Origin of the sequence: Oceanisphaera pacifica, from assembly GCF_017498065.1 — a bacterium.
GTDB lineage: Bacteria > Pseudomonadota > Gammaproteobacteria > Enterobacterales > Aeromonadaceae > Oceanimonas > Oceanimonas pacifica.
Genome location: NZ_JAGDFX010000009.1, coordinates 25,127 through 40,440 on the forward strand (window position 1 = coordinate 25,127; position 15,314 = coordinate 40,440).

The following is a 15,314-nucleotide window of genomic DNA, read 5'->3' on the forward strand; positions in this document are numbered from 1 at the left end:
CAGTCATTAGTTTAATCTAGCACCTTTCTTTTTATTGGCGTGTATGATCAGATAACACTCTTTATATATTGAGAGTTCGCCATGATAATCAATACTTTCGTCACGCACTTCGCCGATATCACCGACCCTCGTCAACTAGGAAAAGTTGATCATAAACTTTTTGATATCATACTGTTAATGATATTAGCTGTGGTGTCTGGCGCAGAAGGCTGGGAAGATATTGAAATGTTTGGTGAAGAGCGTTTCGATTGGTTGAAGTTGTATGGCGATTTTGACTTACTTTATCAAACAAGGGTATACCCACTTATGATACCATCGCCCACGTAATTAGCCGGATTGATCCTAAGAAATAACATTAATGATAGCGAGGTGGCCAAGCTAAGATAGACCTGTGAAGAGTAAGGAATAAATATAGGGCTAAAACATAGTCATCTTGTCGTGTACTTGTTGTCCGCCTCACTCTTAACACTTCACCCCTTGCAGTGTTTGATAACCAATTTAAATTACACGCTGCACTTGAGAAGCACTTCCCAATTTCTAAGCTATATCAATACCAGCGAGACAGCTTTGAAACGAAAGAAAAAGCCTATGGTGGAACAGAGTACCGGACGTTATAAGTTTATTGATTGTTTTAATTCAACATTGTATTTTGAATTTGAGCGTTAAGAAAAAGCATTTAAAGGCAGCCTTGAACGAACAGTATCCTTCAAAAGTGATTAAAATATAAGAGTTTCCTTCATACTCTTGCCCTGGGGTTTCCTTCATTCTTTTGCCCTGCGCATTAGTGACTTCACAAAAAAGGCGCTAAAATGAACAGTAAAGTTATTATAATTGGCACTACTGCTAGTGGTATACTTGGTTTTAGGAAAGATATTATTAAATCGTTGACTGCTAGCGGTCATAAGGTATATGCGTTTGCTATCAATTATACAGATGAGCAAAAAGCGCAGGTTGTTCAGTTGGGGGCAATTCCTGAGGAATATACACTGAACCGTACAGGTATGAATCCGCTTGCTGATCTTTTGGCTACATTACGGTTGGCTAAAAAGATAAATAAAATAAAACCTGATCTTGTTTTTTCTTATTTTTCTAAACCCGTTATTTTTGGTACTCTAGCTGCTCGCTTGGCAGGAGTGAAAAAAATATTTGGTATGTTAGAGGGGCTGGGCTACACATTTACCAACCAGCCTGAAGGTTTATCTAAAAAGGCAAAGCTTTTACAAAGCGTTCAAATTTTACTTTATAAGTTAAGTTTTCGTTTTTTAGATAAAGTTATTTTTCTAAATCCAGATGATCCAAAAGATCTTGTAATAAAAAACAATATAAAAGTAAAAAAATTCGCAGTGCTAGGCGGGATTGGTTTAGATCTTAAACAATATCCTTATATAAAGCCAAGCCAGAAGGCGGTTTCATTTATTTTTATTGGTCGACTATTGAAAGAAAAAGGTATTAATGAATTTATCACTGCCGCTAAGCTAGTAAAAGTTATATACCCTGATGTTATTTTTACTGTTCTTGGTGGACTGGATGAGGGAAATCCGGGCGGGTTGCAGAAAAATGATATTGAACTGTTAGTGAGTACCGGTGTTATTGATTATCTAGGGCAAGTGACTAATGTTGCTGAACGTATTGCTCAAGCCAGTGTGTTTGTTTTGCCATCGTATCGTGAAGGGGTACCTCGCAGTACCCAAGAGGCGATGGCGATAGGTCGACCGGTGATCACTACAGATATGCCGGGTTGTAGAGAAACCGTTGTCGATGGTGTAAATGGCTTTTTAGTTAAGCCTTGGGATCCTCAGGCACTTGCAGAAAAAATGATTTACTTTATTGAAAATCCTGATCAAATAGAAACTATGGGGCTAGAAAGTTATCGTATGGCGCAAGAAAAATTTGATGCTGAAAAGGTTAATAAAAAATTAATGGGATTATTGGGGTTATGATTAAACGTTTTTTTGATATTGCTGCTTCGTTATGTGGCTTGATTATTTTAAGCCCTGTGATTGCTATTGTGGCGTGGAAGATCCGTAAAAACCTAGGATCTCTTGTGTTATTTCGCCAAACTCGACCCGGTAAAGACGGCCAACCGTTTGAGATGATAAAATTTAGAAGCATGCGCGATGCGGTAGATGCCAGTGGTAATCCACTACCCGATAGTGAGCGGATGACGCCTTTTGGTGCTATGTTGCGATCAAGTAGTCTAGATGAGCTACCTGAACTGTGGAACGTATTAAAAGGCGATATGAGTTTAGTAGGGCCTCGGCCACTGCTTATGGAGTATTTACCACTGTATGATGCTGAACAATATCGTCGCCATGAGGTTCGCCCTGGTGTAACGGGTTGGGCGCAGATTAATGGTCGTAATGCCATTAGCTGGGAAGACAAGTTTAAACTTGATGTTTGGTACGTAGACAACCAATCATTGTGGTTAGATATTAAAATTTTGTTTTTAACGGTAAAAAAAGTATTTATTCGTGATGGTATTAGTGCTGAAGGCGAAGCGACCATGAGTAAGTTTGCCGGCTCTCATGATAATGACAGTCAGAGCTCTACTCATGAATAAGTTGGCTATTCTAGGCGCGAGCGGCCATGGCAAAGTGTTAGCCGATATGGCTGAGTTAATAGGGTGGCAAAGTGTCACCTTTTTTGATGATGCATGGCCAACAGTGGTGCACAATGGCCACTGGTCAGTAGTAGGCAATACTGATGCTTTATTACAGCAGCTGTCTAGTTTTGATGGCGTCATTGTAGGGATTGGCAACAACGCGATTCGTTTAGATAAACAAGCACTACTAACAGCACATTGCGCACCGTTAATTAGCTTAATACACCCATCGGCACAAATAAGTCGTTATGGTTATATTGGTGTGGGTACGGCAATTATGGCTAGTGCCACTATAAACCTAGACTGTGATATTGGCGCAGCATGCATTATTAACACTCATGCCAGTATTGATCATGACTGCCAACTAGCAGACGGCGTACATATTAGCCCCGCGGCGGCATTAGCCGGCGGTGTGATAATAGAGCGCGGTGCTTGGATAGGGATAGGCGCTAACGTACGCCAGTTAATCACTATTGGTGCCAATGCTTTAGTAGGAGCCGGGGGGGTAGTAGTGAAGCCAGTATTGCCAAACACCTGCGTTGCCGGCAATCCCGCAAAAATTTTAAAACAGTGTTGAATTATAAGTTTTGAAAGGCATTTTGTAGTCGTAGCTAAAGCGCGGAACTACAGTAGTACGACTGGTTAGTTCTTACCCTTAAAATGGTTTTTCCGTGTTCTTCTGTGGATTCCGTTGCAGATTGAATGTTTGTCTTCGTTGTTTATTCAACATTCAAAATTTAAATAAGGTTTTCTATGCTAAATACTCCCTTCTCTCCTTGGCCGTCTTTTACTACTGAAGAAGGCGATGTGGTTCGTAATGTGTTGCTGTCAAATAAAGTAAACTATTGGACGGGCCAAGAGTGTCGTTTATTTGAAAAAGAGTTTGCGACCTTTGCTGATAGTGAATATGCAGTGGCATTAGCTAACGGTACTTTGGCGCTAGATGTAGCGTTAAAGGCATTAGAGGTCGGCGAGGGCGATGAAGTGATTGTTACGCCGCGCACCTTTTTAGCCTCGGTGTCTTCTATTGTTACGGCGGGTGCTACGCCGGTGTTTGCCGATGTAGACTTAAACAGTCAAAACATAGAAGCCGAGCAGGTTGCAGCTGTGTTAACGCCTAACACCAAGGCGGTAGTAGTAGTGCATTTGGCGGGTATGCCGGCTGAAATGGACGCCATAATGGCACTTAGCGAGCAGCATGGTTTTTATGTGATTGAAGACTGTGCCCAAGCGCACGGTGCTAAATATAAAGGCAAATCTGTGGGCAGTATTGGTCATATTGGTGCTTGGAGCTTTTGCCAAGACAAAATAATGACCACCGGCGGCGAAGGTGGCATGGTCACCACTAACGATGATGCGTTATGGCGAAAAATGTGGGGCTATAAAGATCACGGTAAAAGCTATGCCGCAGTGTATGAGCGCGAACATGCACCAGGTTTTAGATGGTTGCACGAAAGCTTTGGTACTAACTGGCGCATGACAGAAATGCAGGGTGCCATTGGTCGTATTCAGCTAACTCGTATGAGTGACTGGACTAAGGCGCGCCAAGCCAACGCTAAACGCATTGATGAGGTTAGCGTTGGCTTTAGTGTGGTGCGCACCGTAGCTGTGCCAGAGCATATGGAACACGCTGAATATAAGCACTATTTATTTATAAACCCAGAGCAGTTAGCAGAAGGTTGGACTCGCGATCGCATAGTAGAAACTATGGTAAGCGAGGGTGTGCCGTGCTTTCAGGGCAGTTGCTCTGAGGTGTATTTAGAAAAAGCCTTTGATGGTACCAATTTTAGACCAGCCGAGCGTTTAGCTAATGCTAAATTGCTAGGCGAAACCAGCTTAATGTTTTTAGTGCACCCCACATTAACTGAAGCTGAAATGAGTAAAACCACGGCAGTGTTAGCTGATGTATTAGCTAAAGCACAAAGCTGAAGTCCAAAGACTCAAGATATTTGCAACGGAACCCACGGAAGAACGCGGAAAAATTAGGCTGAGATAAGGTCGAAAAAGCTCTTATTGGTAAGCCCTTAACTACTTAATAGACATTTTCAGGTTTTATCTTTATTGTTCCGCGGGTTTCGCGGATTCCGTTGCCAATGTTTTTATTACTGTTTTTTAGTTTTTAAGAGCTATGTATTTAGCTGGGAGCTTGGTGCTGGGCGCCGGGAGCTATGTTCTTCAGAAAGGCTTTAACCTATGAATGACGCGATTAGATGGTTGTTTAAACAGCCGCGTTCTATAAAACGTATTATCAGCCTATTGTTAGATGCCCTCTTTATTAGTCTTGCTTTTTGGGCGGCGTTTATATTGAGACTAGAAGAAGTGGCTATGCTGGGCTCGATACAACACTGGGTAGTATTGTTGGCGACCATACCCGTTACTTTAGTGTGCTTTGTGCGTTTGGGGCTTTATCGGGCTGTATTGCGTTATTTGGGTTATCACGCCATTGTCACTATGTTTTTAGGTACTGTTTTGTCAGCTGGAGCCATGGTGCTGGCAGCCTATTACTTAGATGTTGCCTTACCTCGTACCGTACCTATTATTTATTGTGCTTTGGCTCTGCTGTTGTGTGGTGGGGCGCGAACTTTAGCGCGAGCTTTGTATAATCAAAGTACTAAGCGTTTAAAAACACCAATTATTATTTATGGTGCGGGTTCATCGGGGCGGCAACTTAATACCAGTTTATTGCATGGTAATGAATATAGGGCGGTAGCATTTGTAGATGATAACCCTCAGTTGCATAACGTGATGCTGCAAGGGTTAACTGTTTTTCCTGCAGAAGAATTAGCCAATATTATTGCTCGCTTTGGGGTACAAAAGCTGTTGCTGGCTATGCCCAGTATGTCGCGCCAACGCCGCCGCGACATTATTGATAGCTTAAGTGAACTTTCGGTAGAAATGCTGACCATTCCTGGTATGGCAGATTTAGTGAGTGGTAAGGCTAAAGTTAACGAGCTGCAAGAAGTAAGCATTGAAGACTTGTTAGGGCGTGACCCAGTCGCGCCATTTCCTGAGTTGATTAGCGCCAACATTAAACAAAAAGTAGTGATGGTGACGGGGGCCGGTGGCTCTATTGGTTCTGAGCTATGCCGACAAATTGTACAGCAACAGCCGAAAGTTTTAGTGCTGTTTGAAATGTCTGAATTTGCTTTATATCAGATCGATCAAGAGCTGACTAACTGGTGTCGTGACACAAACTGCTGTATTCGAATTATTCCTGTAATGGCTTCGGTACAACGGCAGAACCGTCTAGAAGCGGTAATGCGTGCCTTTGATGTGCAAACTGTGTATCACGCAGCAGCCTGCAAACACGTGCCGTTAGTGGAATATAACGTGGTAGAAGGGGTGCGCAACAATGTGTTTGGCACTTGGCGAGCCGGTGAAGCAGCCATTAACTGTGGCGTAGAAACCTTTGTACTTATTTCTACCGACAAAGCAGTGCGGCCAACTAATGTGATGGGCACCAGTAAACGCTTAGCCGAGTTAGTGTTGCAAGGTTTAGCACTGCGCCAACAAAATACACGGTTTTGCATGGTGCGCTTTGGTAACGTATTGGGTTCGTCTGGCTCGGTCGTCCCTTTGTTTAAAAAACAAATTCGGGCTGGCGGGCCTATTACGTTAACCGACGAAAATATTACCCGTTACTTTATGACCATTCCCGAGGCTGCACAATTGGTAATTCAAGCCGGTGCCATGGGCAAAGACGGTGATGTGTTTGTGTTAGATATGGGTGAACCAGTACGCATTATTGATTTAGCACGTAAGATGATCCGCTTAATGGGTTTTGAAGAAAAAACAGAGCAAAACCCGAGCGGAGATATTGCTATTAAAGTAACAGGGCTACGCCCAGGCGAAAAACTGTATGAAGAGTTATTAATCGGCGGCGATGAAACCCAAACTCAGCACCCACGTATTCGTTCGGCTAATGAAGTGAGTTTGCCGTGGCACGAGATGTTGAGTTTACTTGATGAGCTAGATAGAGCCTGCGAGAAGTATGACCAAGAGACTATCCGCAGCTTGTTGTTGAGTGCACCAGCGGCGTTTAACCCACAAAGCGGAATTTGCGATGTTGTTTGGAATGAAGGGAAACAGCAGCGCCCAGCGCCCAGCGCCCAGCGCCCAGAAAATCAAAGTTCAGAGCAACAGACTACTGCCTACTCCTAGTGCGGCGTAGAAGTTCAAGGGCCAGTGAAGTGCCAAGCGTTATGTCTTCATGTTTTAATCTTTCTTGGCGCTGGTAGCCGGGCGCCGGGCGCTTTATTTCAGGAGTTTAAATGACAATTTTAGTAACAGGTGGGGCGGGTTATATTGGCTCGCATACCTTAGTAGAACTGCTAAATGCAGGCCAGCAGGTGTTGGTGTTAGATAACTTATGTAACGCATCTAAAGAGTCGTTGCGCCGGGTTGTCAAGATCACCGGCAAGCAGCCGGAGTTTATTGAAGGCGACATTCGTGATGCCGTTTTGTTAGATACGCTATTTAGCGAACACAGCATTGATGCCGTGGTGCATTTTGCCGGTTTAAAAGCGGTAGGTGAGAGTGTTGAGCAGCCGTTGCGTTATTACGATAACAACGTAAACGGTACGCTAGTGTTGGTGAACGCCATGCAGAAGGCTGGAGTATTTAAGTTAGTGTTTAGCTCATCGGCCACCGTGTATGGCGAGCCACAGCAGATGCCGATTACCGAAGACTTTACGGTGGGTGGTACCACTAACCCCTATGGTACCTCTAAGTTAATGGTGGAGCAGGTGCTGCAAGATGTGGCTAAGTCTGACGCGCGTTGGTCAATTGCTTTGTTGCGCTACTTTAATCCGGTAGGGGCGCACGAGTCTGGCCTGATTGGTGAAGACCCTAACGGTATTCCTAATAACCTATTACCCTATATTTCTCAGGTAGCGGTAGGGCGTTTAGCTGAGCTGTCTGTGTTTGGTGACGATTATGCCACCCCCGATGGTACAGGCGTGCGTGACTACATTCACGTGGTGGATTTAGCTCTAGGTCATTTAAAAGCATTGTCTCGTATTGCCGAGCATAGCGGCGTGAGTATTTATAACCTAGGTACCGGGCAGGGTTACTCGGTGTTAGAAATGATTAAGGCGTTTGAGCAAGCCAGCGATAAGCCAGTGCCGTTTAATGTGGCTCCGCGCCGCGCCGGTGACATAGCCGAGTGCTGGGCAGATGCAAGCAAGGCTAAACAAGAACTAGGCTGGCAAGCCGAGCGCGGGCTTAAGCAAATGATGACAGACGCCTGGCGCTGGCAGGCGAAAAATCCGCAAGGATTTGGGGAGTAACTACTTTTTGCAACGGAATCCACGGAAGAACGCGGAAAAACTAAGATAAGATCTGAAAAAGCTTTTAATGGTTAAGGTCTTAGCTACTAAATATTTACTTTCAGATTTTATTTTTATCGTTCAGTGGGTTCAGCGGATTCCGTTGCTAATGGTTGTAAAGCTACTTGCAACGGAATCCACGGAAGAACGCAGAAAAATTAAGATAAGATCTGAAAAAGCTTTTAATGGTTAAGATCTGGTTAGTGGTGATTGTGAACTAGTCGTTTTACGGTGGCTTTGGGCCAATTAAAGTTGATTAATAACCCGAGCTTCAAGCCGGTTATCTTTAGATAGTTGATCACCTGTGCTTCAGAGGCTGGATTTAAAGTTGTTTGAGCCTTTAGCTCTAAGAGTATTTTACCTTCTACAATAAGATCTGCTCTGTACTGGCCTACTTCATGGTTTTTGTAGAGAGCAATAAGTGGAACTTCGGATTTTACTGCTAGTCCTTGTTGGGTAAGCTCATATGCTAAAGCTTTATGATAAACAGTTTCTAGAAAACCATGGCCTAGTTGACGATATACTTCAAAAACTGCGCCACGGATCTTGTATGTAAGCTCTTCTTCATACATAGCAGCCCCCTTGCTTTATGCTTAGTCAAACTATAGTTCATTTTGCAACGGAACCCGCGGAAGAACGCTGAAAAATTAAGCTGAGATAAAGTCGAAAAGAGCTCTTAGTGGTAAGATCTTAACCACTAAATATTCACTTTCAGATTTTATCTCTATCGTTCCGTGGATTTCGCGACTTCCGTTGCTAATGTGGTGGTTTTAAAACTACTAACAACGGAACCCGCGGAAGAACACGGAAAAATTAAGCTGAGATAAGGTCGAAAAGGGCTCTTATGGGTAAGATCTTAACTATTAAATATTCACTTTCAGATTTTATCTCTATCGTTCCGTGGGTTTCGCGACTTCCGTTGCTAATGTGGTGGTTTTAAAACTACTAGCAACGGAACCCACGGAAGAACGCGGAAAAATTAGGCTGAGATAAGGTCGAAAAGGGCTCTTATGGGTAAGATGTTAACCATCAATATTCACTTTCAGATTTTATCTCTATCGTTCCGTGGGTTCAGTGGATTCCGTTGCTAATAAATTTATTTAAAATAAAAATAATTAGAGAGTATGTGGATGGGGTTATTAGAGCAGCCGGCGTTTTTGGCTTTGCAGAAGATGAAAGCGCGAGAGCGGGCGTTGAGTTTGAGTGGGCGGTTTGCAGGTGATGCAAACCGCTTTTCTGCGTTTTGTGTGCCCTTTGGCCAGCAGATGCAAATAGATTTCTCTCGTCAGCATTGGTCGAGTGAAGTTAAAGCGCAGCTGTGTGCGTTGGCGCGCGATATGGATGTAAACTCGGCCATTAATGGCTTGTTTGCTGATAATCAGTTTAACCATACTGAAGGGCGTGCTGTGTTACATACTGCGCTGCGTATGCCGGCCGGTGAGTCTGTTACCTTTCAAGGTAGTAATGTGGTGCCGTTAGTGCACAAGGTGCTGGCGCGTGTAAAGGCGTTTTGCCAGCAAGTGCACTCTGGCAAATGGTTGGGCTTTAGCGGTAAAACCATTCGTGATGTAGTAAACATTGGTATTGGTGGTTCAGACCTGGGCCCCGCTATGGTGACTGAGGCGCTAGCCTGTTATCAGAAACAAGGTATTCGCGCGCATTTTGTATCGAATATGGATGGTGCTCAGCTGGCGCAGGTGCTTAATAAAGTCGATGCCGAGCGTACCTTGTTTATTGTGTCGTCTAAAACTTTTACCACAGACGAAACCATGACCAATGCTCATGCGGCGCGCGAATGGTTATTGGCCGCTTGTGGTGACGAGGCGCAAATAAGTAAACACTTTGTGGCGGTATCGACCAATGCGAAAGCAGTGCAAGCGTTTGGCATAGATGCGGCACAAATGTTCGAATTTTGGGACTGGGTAGGCGGGCGATTTTCTTTGTGGTCGGCCATTGGTTTGCCCATTGCACTTACCTTAGGCTTTGCGCGGTTTGAGCAATTGTTAGCCGGTGCCCATGCCATGGATATGCATTTGCGTGATACTCCCTTTGAGCAGAATATTCCGGTATTAATGGCCTTGTTGAGTGTTTGGAATATTAATGTGCTGGGGTTAAATAGCGAGGGGGTGTTTCCGTACTGCCAAGATTTAAAACGTTTTCCGGCCTTTTTGCAGCAGTTAAATATGGAGTCTAACGGCAAGGGCGTGAATAACCAGGGTGAAAAGGTAAGCTATAACACAGGCCCTGTTATTTTTGGTGAAGTGGGCACCAATGGCCAACATGCGTTTTTTCAGTTATTGCACCAAGGCAGCCAAGCGGTGCCGGGTGATTTTATTGGCTTTGCGCGCTCAAGTTATGATTACCCAGTGCATCACCGTAAGTTGCTGGCCAATATGCTGGCGCAGGCCGAAGCCATGGCGTTTGGCAAAAGCTATGCTCAAGTAGCGGCAGAGCTAACCGCTGAGGGCAAAACTGAAGCCGAAGTAGCTAAGTTAGCCCCTTATAAGGTGATGGAAGGTAACAGACCCAGCACCACTATTTTGTGTGATGAGCTAACGCCTTACAACTTAGGTGCACTCATTGCCATGTATGAGCACAAAACCTTTGTGCAAGGCGTACTGTGGAACATTAATAGTTTTGATCAATGGGGCGTAGAGCTGGGTAAAAAGCTGGCGGCAACATTAATTGACGACCTAGCGGATGAGACTGAAACTACAGCCCATGATAGTGCGACCAATGGACTGATTGCACTTGTAAAAGAATGGAAGAGCTAAGTGCAATGTTGAATTATGAATGTTGGATGTTGAATTAAGGTCAAAAGATCAAGACTCTTTGCCACGGAATACACGGACCCCACGGAAAAATAGGGGTAAGATCTGAAAGGAACTTTTTATTGGTAAGGGCGAGAGATAGCGCCCAGCTACTAGCACCCAAGATACAGAGACAATGTTGGATTATGAATGTTGGATGTTGAATTAAGATCAAAAGATCAAGATAAAATACTTGGCAACGAAATCCACGAAAACCGCTAAAAAATAGGGATAAGATCTGAAAAGAGGCTTTCTTATTGTGAGGGCAACACAAAAGCATCCTTGTTGGTAGAAGCCGCTTTAGCTGGCTGGTGGCGCGAGGCGGCACGTTCTAACTTTTGCCACGGAATCCACTGAATCCACGGAAAAATAGGGATAAGATCTGAAAAAAGACTGTTCTTGGTAAGAGCAGACACAAAGCTTATAAGACAGTGTGTTTAGCATTTACTATGATAATTTTCGCTCTTATGGCGATCTTTTCGTGCTTATCTTAAACAGAGAGTCGCGGGTTTCGTTGCACAAGAGGTTTGGTGTTGTGCTTATCCCTAGATTGAACACCGAATAATACAATTGAAGTAGTTAGAGTGCTAAAATAATAACCTGTTATTATTCATCGAGTAGGAAGCCAAATGCTTAAGCAATTGAATGTAAAAAACCTAACATTGTTTCCTGGAGAGCATGTGCTTGATTTTTCAGGCGGTTTAAACGTGTTTGTTGGAGAGAATGGCTCGGGTAAAACTCATTTGATGAAAATGGCATACTCACTTGTTGCTACCAGCGAGGAAGCTGGCCGCAGACCTGCCCAAGGCGTACCGACCAAAACTTATCTGCAAAAAGCTTATGCTGATAAGTTACTGGGGGTGTTTAAGCCTGATGCGTTGGGACGTCTAGCCAGCCGTAAACAAGGCCGTGCACGGTGTGAGGTGGCACTGGATTTTGCTGAAGCAGATTATAATGTGAGCATTAACTTTGCCACCAACGCGCAAAGTGATGTTCAAATAGAGTGCTTACCTAAGCAGTGGATTGAAAAGCAAGCATTGTTTATTCCAACCCGCGAGCTGATGACTATCTATCCCGGTTTTGTGACGTTGTACGATATGCATTATGTGCCGTTTGAGGAGACATGGCGTGATACCTGTATCCATTTAGGCGTGCCACAGCTTAAAGGCCGCCGTGCTACTGCGATGAATGCGTTGCTAGAGCCCCTTGAAAAGGCTATGGGCGGGAAGGTATTTCTTGATAAAAGTGGTCGATTTTATTTAAGTGTTCCCGGTGCTGGCAATATGGAAATGCAACTAGTATCAGAAGGCTTGCGTAAGTTGGCAATGTTAGCTCAACTGATTGCTAATGGAGTTTTGCAAGAGAACGGCTACGTTTTTTGGGATGAGCCTGAATCTAATTTAAATCCAAAGCTTATCAAACTCATTGCGGAAGTCATTTATTCACTCGCTACTAATGGTATTCAGGTTTTTATTGCTACGCATTCATTATTTTTATTGCGAGAGCTAGAGATAATTACTGAGAAGAATGAATCGAAATGCTTCACTCAGCGTTATTTTGCATTAAAATCAGAAGATGAAAGTGTAAGCATAGAACAGGGCGACTCTCTTGAAGATTTACAAACGTTGGTGATGTTAGATGAAGCACTTCAACAATCTGATCGCTACTTGGAGTTGTAATGGAGATTCAAGAAGGAGCTTTGACTTTTAAATTTGATACGGCGAATGGCTCACTAGCTAGTCAATATGATGAGTGGAATTTTTACTGTAAGCAATTTATTACTATAGCTACTGGTACTAAAGCTGTTGATTTTATTTATTTCGATAATCCAGATAAAACATGTTGGCTTATTGAAGTTAAAGATTACCGCCACCCAGAGACAGTGAAAATAAAACCGAGTGAGTTAGGTGAAGTTGTCGCTATGAAGGTGCGTGACACTTTAGCTGGGCTTACTGCTGCTAGGTTTAGTGCTAACGATGCTCAAGAAAAGTTATTGGCAAATAAACTATTAAAAGCTAACAGAATTAAAGTGGTTTTGCACATGGAACAAAATAAAAGAAGAGATAAATATATAGATCCTGCAGATGTACGACAGAAGCTTAAGCAGAAACTAAGATCTGTAGACACGAACCCAAGTGTTGTGGATAAAAATAAAATGAAAACTAACATGAAATGGACTGTAAAGTAGCCAATTAATTTCAACAAGAGCTTCCGTGTTCATCGGTTGCAAGAAGGCTTAGTGTTGAATGTTGAATTAAGGTCAAAAGATCAAGATAAAATATTTTGCAACGGAATCCGCTAAATCCACGAAAAGATCACCATAAGCGAAAGTTATCATAGTAAAGGCCAAACACACTGTCTTATAAGCTTTGTGTCTGCTCTTACCATGAATAGTCTTTTCAGATTTGATCACTATTTTTCTGCGTTCTTCTGTGGGTTCCGTTGCAAAAATAGGTTTTGGAGTTTTTATGAATGAAGTATGGAAGGGGCCAGGCCGTTGGGTGCTGGCTCTTTTTTTTGTTTGGGCTTTAGTTGGCCAACATGTTTTTATTCACCACTTAGGGGGGAGCGATTTAGATTTGCCCTTTAATGCCATTAGTTGGTTGTTTGTGGGCGCCGTGTTTATTGCCGGCGCTGTGGTGTTGCATTCTCGCCTAGCGGCTGGTGAACAAATACAGGTTAGCAGCAGTGCGCTGTGGAATTGGTTTTCGTTTGCCACGGTATTGCTGTGGCTACCTTGGTTGTTTGCATTGGCTGCAGATTTGGTAAGCCTTGGGTTAAACATGCAAGCGGCTTATTGGCAGGCGTTGCCGCGCTTGTTGGGGGTGAGTGCTGGGCTGTTGTTGTTTTGGGTGTTACAGCAGTGTCAGTTTAATGCTAGGCAGCGCTACTTTTTACTGTGTACTTTGTTGTTATTGGCAACAGTGCAAATTGGTTTTGGGTTAGTGCAGTTTTTTGTATTGCCCGCAGATAACTGGTTTATGTTTAACACTAAAGTGCGCTTCCCCTACGGCATTTTTATGCAGCGTAATGTGATGTCGAGCTTTGTTGGCTCGGGCGTATTGCTGGCGCTGTATTTATTAGTACGCCGCTCTGGTGGTACCGGGCGTGAGCATTGGCGCTGGTGGTTATGGTGCTCGGCGGTAGCGGCGGCGGGTTTGGTGTTGGTGGTATTACTGCAAAGTCGCGCTGGGCTATATAGTTTGCTAGCCGGTTTGTGCTTGTTATTGCCGGTATGTTGGATGCGCTTAACCAGCCGATTGCAACGCACAGTGCTGCTCGCCTTGGTGGTGTGCGGAGCAGGAGCAGGCTTGGCGCTACTCGTGCATTTTGACTTGCACCGTAGGGCTTTGGCTGTGTATGGCGAGCTAGGAGTGCGTTATGAAATTTGGCGTACTACTTTAGGGTTAATAGCGCAAAATATCTGGCTAGGTGTGGGTTATGGCCAGTTTGAGCCTGCTTATTATGCCGAAGCAGGGCGAGTGTTTGCTGCTAGCGGAGTGATGCCCGAGATGGGGGGTAATTTACATCACCCCCATAACGAGATTTTAATGTGGTGGCTAGAAGGGGGCGTGATCACGCTGCTGGCGTGGGCCTTGTTAGCTTGGGGAGTGCTGGGCGTATTGTGGCGGTTAAGCATGGGTGAGCGTTTGGCCATGGTGGCGTTATGTTTGCCGCTGTTTGCTCATTTAATGTCGGAATATCCAATGGGACATTCGAGTGTGCATTGGATTTGGCTGCTGGTGGTGGTGTGGTATTTTGACTGCGAAAGTAAAAGCTTGAAGCTGGAAGCTGGAGAGGAGATAGCTTTTAGCTTAAAGCCGGAAGCTGGAAGAAGTAGAAAAATTAAGCTTGCTGCTGTTGGGTTGTTGGTGATTGGTTGTGGCGTTGTGTTGTATATGGCGACGGGGTTACAAACGGGGTATCAGTTAACGCAGTATCAGCGGGGGCACTTTAGTGAGCCTAAGCAGTTAGACGCGGTATCAAACCCTTGGTTTTGGGGCGACCGGCAGGCTTTGTATCGTAATAGTCGGTTATTAACCTTAGCTATTAAAGAGCAAGATTTAGCGGCTGTTCAAGAATACCTGGTGTGGTCTACGGCCATTACCGCGCGGCTGCCACGCACTACGCTGTTGCATAATCATCTAGTGGCCCTGTTTGTGGCAGATCAGCTTGCGCCACAAGGGCAGAGTGCAAGTGATGATTGGCTGGCGCAATTGCAGTTAAATTATCCACGCCAGCGCTTGTTTAAAGAAGCCGCACTAACCAAGATAAAAACACAGCTTGCGACAGGTGAAGTGCCCCGAATATTTCAACATCTAACGCCACCGGTAGGGTCGGCAACTTATTATTAAGCAAGTTATAAGGCCGAGAGCTGGAAGCAGAAAGGGCGATGTTAAATGACTGCTTATCGCTATGCTCCTCGCAATAATCACCACACTAAATTTTGAGTGAGGAGGATGTTAAGCCTCTTATGTCATCCTCCTCACAGATTTATTTTAGCCCGTCCTTTTCACCATCATCTCACTCTTTACGGCTCTATGTTAGTTAGTCCCTCTAACTAACATAGAGCCT

At 44.2% G+C, this 15,314-nt stretch carries 11 protein-coding genes and 1 pseudogene; 11 read left to right on the forward strand and 1 reads right to left on the reverse strand.

Features of this window, described 5'->3' with window-relative positions; translation table 11 throughout:
* Positions 1 to 81 precede the first annotated feature (81 nt).
* From J3U76_RS14620 to galE, 7 genes and pseudogenes are all read left to right on the forward strand, one after another.
* Positions 82 to 350 (forward strand): annotated as a pseudogene (locus J3U76_RS14620) (transposase family protein); the annotation flags it as partial.
* Between the two features lie 459 nt (positions 351 to 809).
* The gene (locus tag J3U76_RS08840) at positions 810 to 1,940 is read left to right on the forward strand and encodes a glycosyltransferase family 4 protein (protein WP_208005612.1); all 1,131 of its coding nucleotides are present in this window, start codon (positions 810 to 812) and stop codon (positions 1,938 to 1,940) included.
* Positions 1,937 to 2,560: a sugar transferase gene (locus J3U76_RS08845; RefSeq protein WP_208005613.1), complete on the forward strand. Its 624-nt coding sequence runs from the start codon at positions 1,937 to 1,939 to the stop codon at positions 2,558 to 2,560. The genes J3U76_RS08840 and J3U76_RS08845 overlap by 4 nt, the downstream gene beginning before the upstream one ends.
* Positions 2,553 to 3,179 (forward strand): acetyltransferase, encoded by a 627-nt coding sequence (locus J3U76_RS08850; protein WP_208005614.1) that lies wholly within the window; start codon positions 2,553 to 2,555, stop codon positions 3,177 to 3,179. Before J3U76_RS08845 ends, J3U76_RS08850 begins: the two co-directional genes overlap by 8 nt.
* A gap of 176 nt (positions 3,180 to 3,355) precedes the next feature.
* On the forward strand, positions 3,356 to 4,531 hold the full coding sequence (locus tag J3U76_RS08855; protein ID WP_208005615.1) for a DegT/DnrJ/EryC1/StrS family aminotransferase: 1,176 nt from the start codon (positions 3,356 to 3,358) through the stop codon (positions 4,529 to 4,531).
* Between the two features lie 264 nt (positions 4,532 to 4,795).
* Entirely contained in the window at positions 4,796 to 6,763 is a 1,968-nt protein-coding gene (locus J3U76_RS08860; protein WP_208005616.1) for a polysaccharide biosynthesis protein, read from the forward strand.
* A 110-nt stretch (positions 6,764 to 6,873) separates the two neighbouring features.
* Positions 6,874 to 7,890 (forward strand): UDP-glucose 4-epimerase GalE, encoded by a 1,017-nt coding sequence (galE, locus tag J3U76_RS08865; protein ID WP_208005617.1) that lies wholly within the window; start codon positions 6,874 to 6,876, stop codon positions 7,888 to 7,890.
* Between the two features lie 239 nt (positions 7,891 to 8,129).
* Here galE and J3U76_RS08870 read toward each other — a convergent pair whose 3' ends face one another.
* Entirely contained in the window at positions 8,130 to 8,501 is a 372-nt protein-coding gene (locus J3U76_RS08870; RefSeq protein WP_208005618.1) for a GxxExxY protein, read from the reverse strand.
* A gap of 558 nt (positions 8,502 to 9,059) precedes the next feature.
* Between J3U76_RS08870 and pgi the strand changes: the two genes are divergently transcribed.
* The 4 genes from pgi (at position 9,060) to J3U76_RS08890 (ending at position 15,094) form a co-directional block, all read left to right on the forward strand.
* Entirely contained in the window at positions 9,060 to 10,703 is a 1,644-nt protein-coding gene (gene pgi / locus J3U76_RS08875) for a glucose-6-phosphate isomerase (protein ID WP_208005619.1), read from the forward strand.
* Positions 10,704 to 11,368: 665 nt separating this feature from the next.
* A complete protein-coding gene (locus tag J3U76_RS08880) occupies positions 11,369 to 12,418 on the forward strand; it encodes an AAA family ATPase (protein ID WP_208005620.1) in 1,050 nt (349 codons plus the stop codon).
* Positions 12,418 to 12,927: a cysteine--tRNA ligase gene (locus tag J3U76_RS08885; RefSeq protein WP_208005621.1), complete on the forward strand. Its 510-nt coding sequence runs from the start codon at positions 12,418 to 12,420 to the stop codon at positions 12,925 to 12,927. Before J3U76_RS08880 ends, J3U76_RS08885 begins: the two co-directional genes overlap by 1 nt.
* A 280-nt stretch (positions 12,928 to 13,207) precedes the next feature.
* The gene (locus J3U76_RS08890; RefSeq protein ID WP_208005622.1) at positions 13,208 to 15,094 is read left to right on the forward strand and encodes a PglL family O-oligosaccharyltransferase; all 1,887 of its coding nucleotides are present in this window, start codon (positions 13,208 to 13,210) and stop codon (positions 15,092 to 15,094) included.
* Positions 15,095 to 15,314: the final 220 nt, after the last annotated feature.

Bases quoted from the DNA above. Each gene is read 5' to 3' on its own strand.
- J3U76_RS08870 (WP_208005618.1), bottom strand. From the start codon at position 8,501: ATGTATGAAGAAGAGCTTACATACAAGATCCGTGGCGCAGTTTTTGAA.
- galE (WP_208005617.1), top strand. From the start codon at position 6,874: ATGACAATTTTAGTAACAGGTGGGGCGGGTTATATTGGCTCGCATACC.
- J3U76_RS08845 (WP_208005613.1), top strand. From the start codon at position 1,937: ATGATTAAACGTTTTTTTGATATTGCTGCTTCGTTATGTGGCTTGATT.
- pgi (WP_208005619.1), top strand. From the start codon at position 9,060: ATGGGGTTATTAGAGCAGCCGGCGTTTTTGGCTTTGCAGAAGATGAAA.
- J3U76_RS08880 (WP_208005620.1), top strand. From the start codon at position 11,369: ATGCTTAAGCAATTGAATGTAAAAAACCTAACATTGTTTCCTGGAGAG.
- J3U76_RS08890 (WP_208005622.1), top strand. From the start codon at position 13,208: ATGAATGAAGTATGGAAGGGGCCAGGCCGTTGGGTGCTGGCTCTTTTT.
- J3U76_RS08860 (WP_208005616.1), top strand. From the start codon at position 4,796: ATGAATGACGCGATTAGATGGTTGTTTAAACAGCCGCGTTCTATAAAA.
- J3U76_RS08885 (WP_208005621.1), top strand. From the start codon at position 12,418: ATGGAGATTCAAGAAGGAGCTTTGACTTTTAAATTTGATACGGCGAAT.
- J3U76_RS08855 (WP_208005615.1), top strand. From the start codon at position 3,356: ATGCTAAATACTCCCTTCTCTCCTTGGCCGTCTTTTACTACTGAAGAA.
- J3U76_RS08850 (WP_208005614.1), top strand. From the start codon at position 2,553: ATGAATAAGTTGGCTATTCTAGGCGCGAGCGGCCATGGCAAAGTGTTA.
- J3U76_RS08840 (WP_208005612.1), top strand. From the start codon at position 810: ATGAACAGTAAAGTTATTATAATTGGCACTACTGCTAGTGGTATACTT.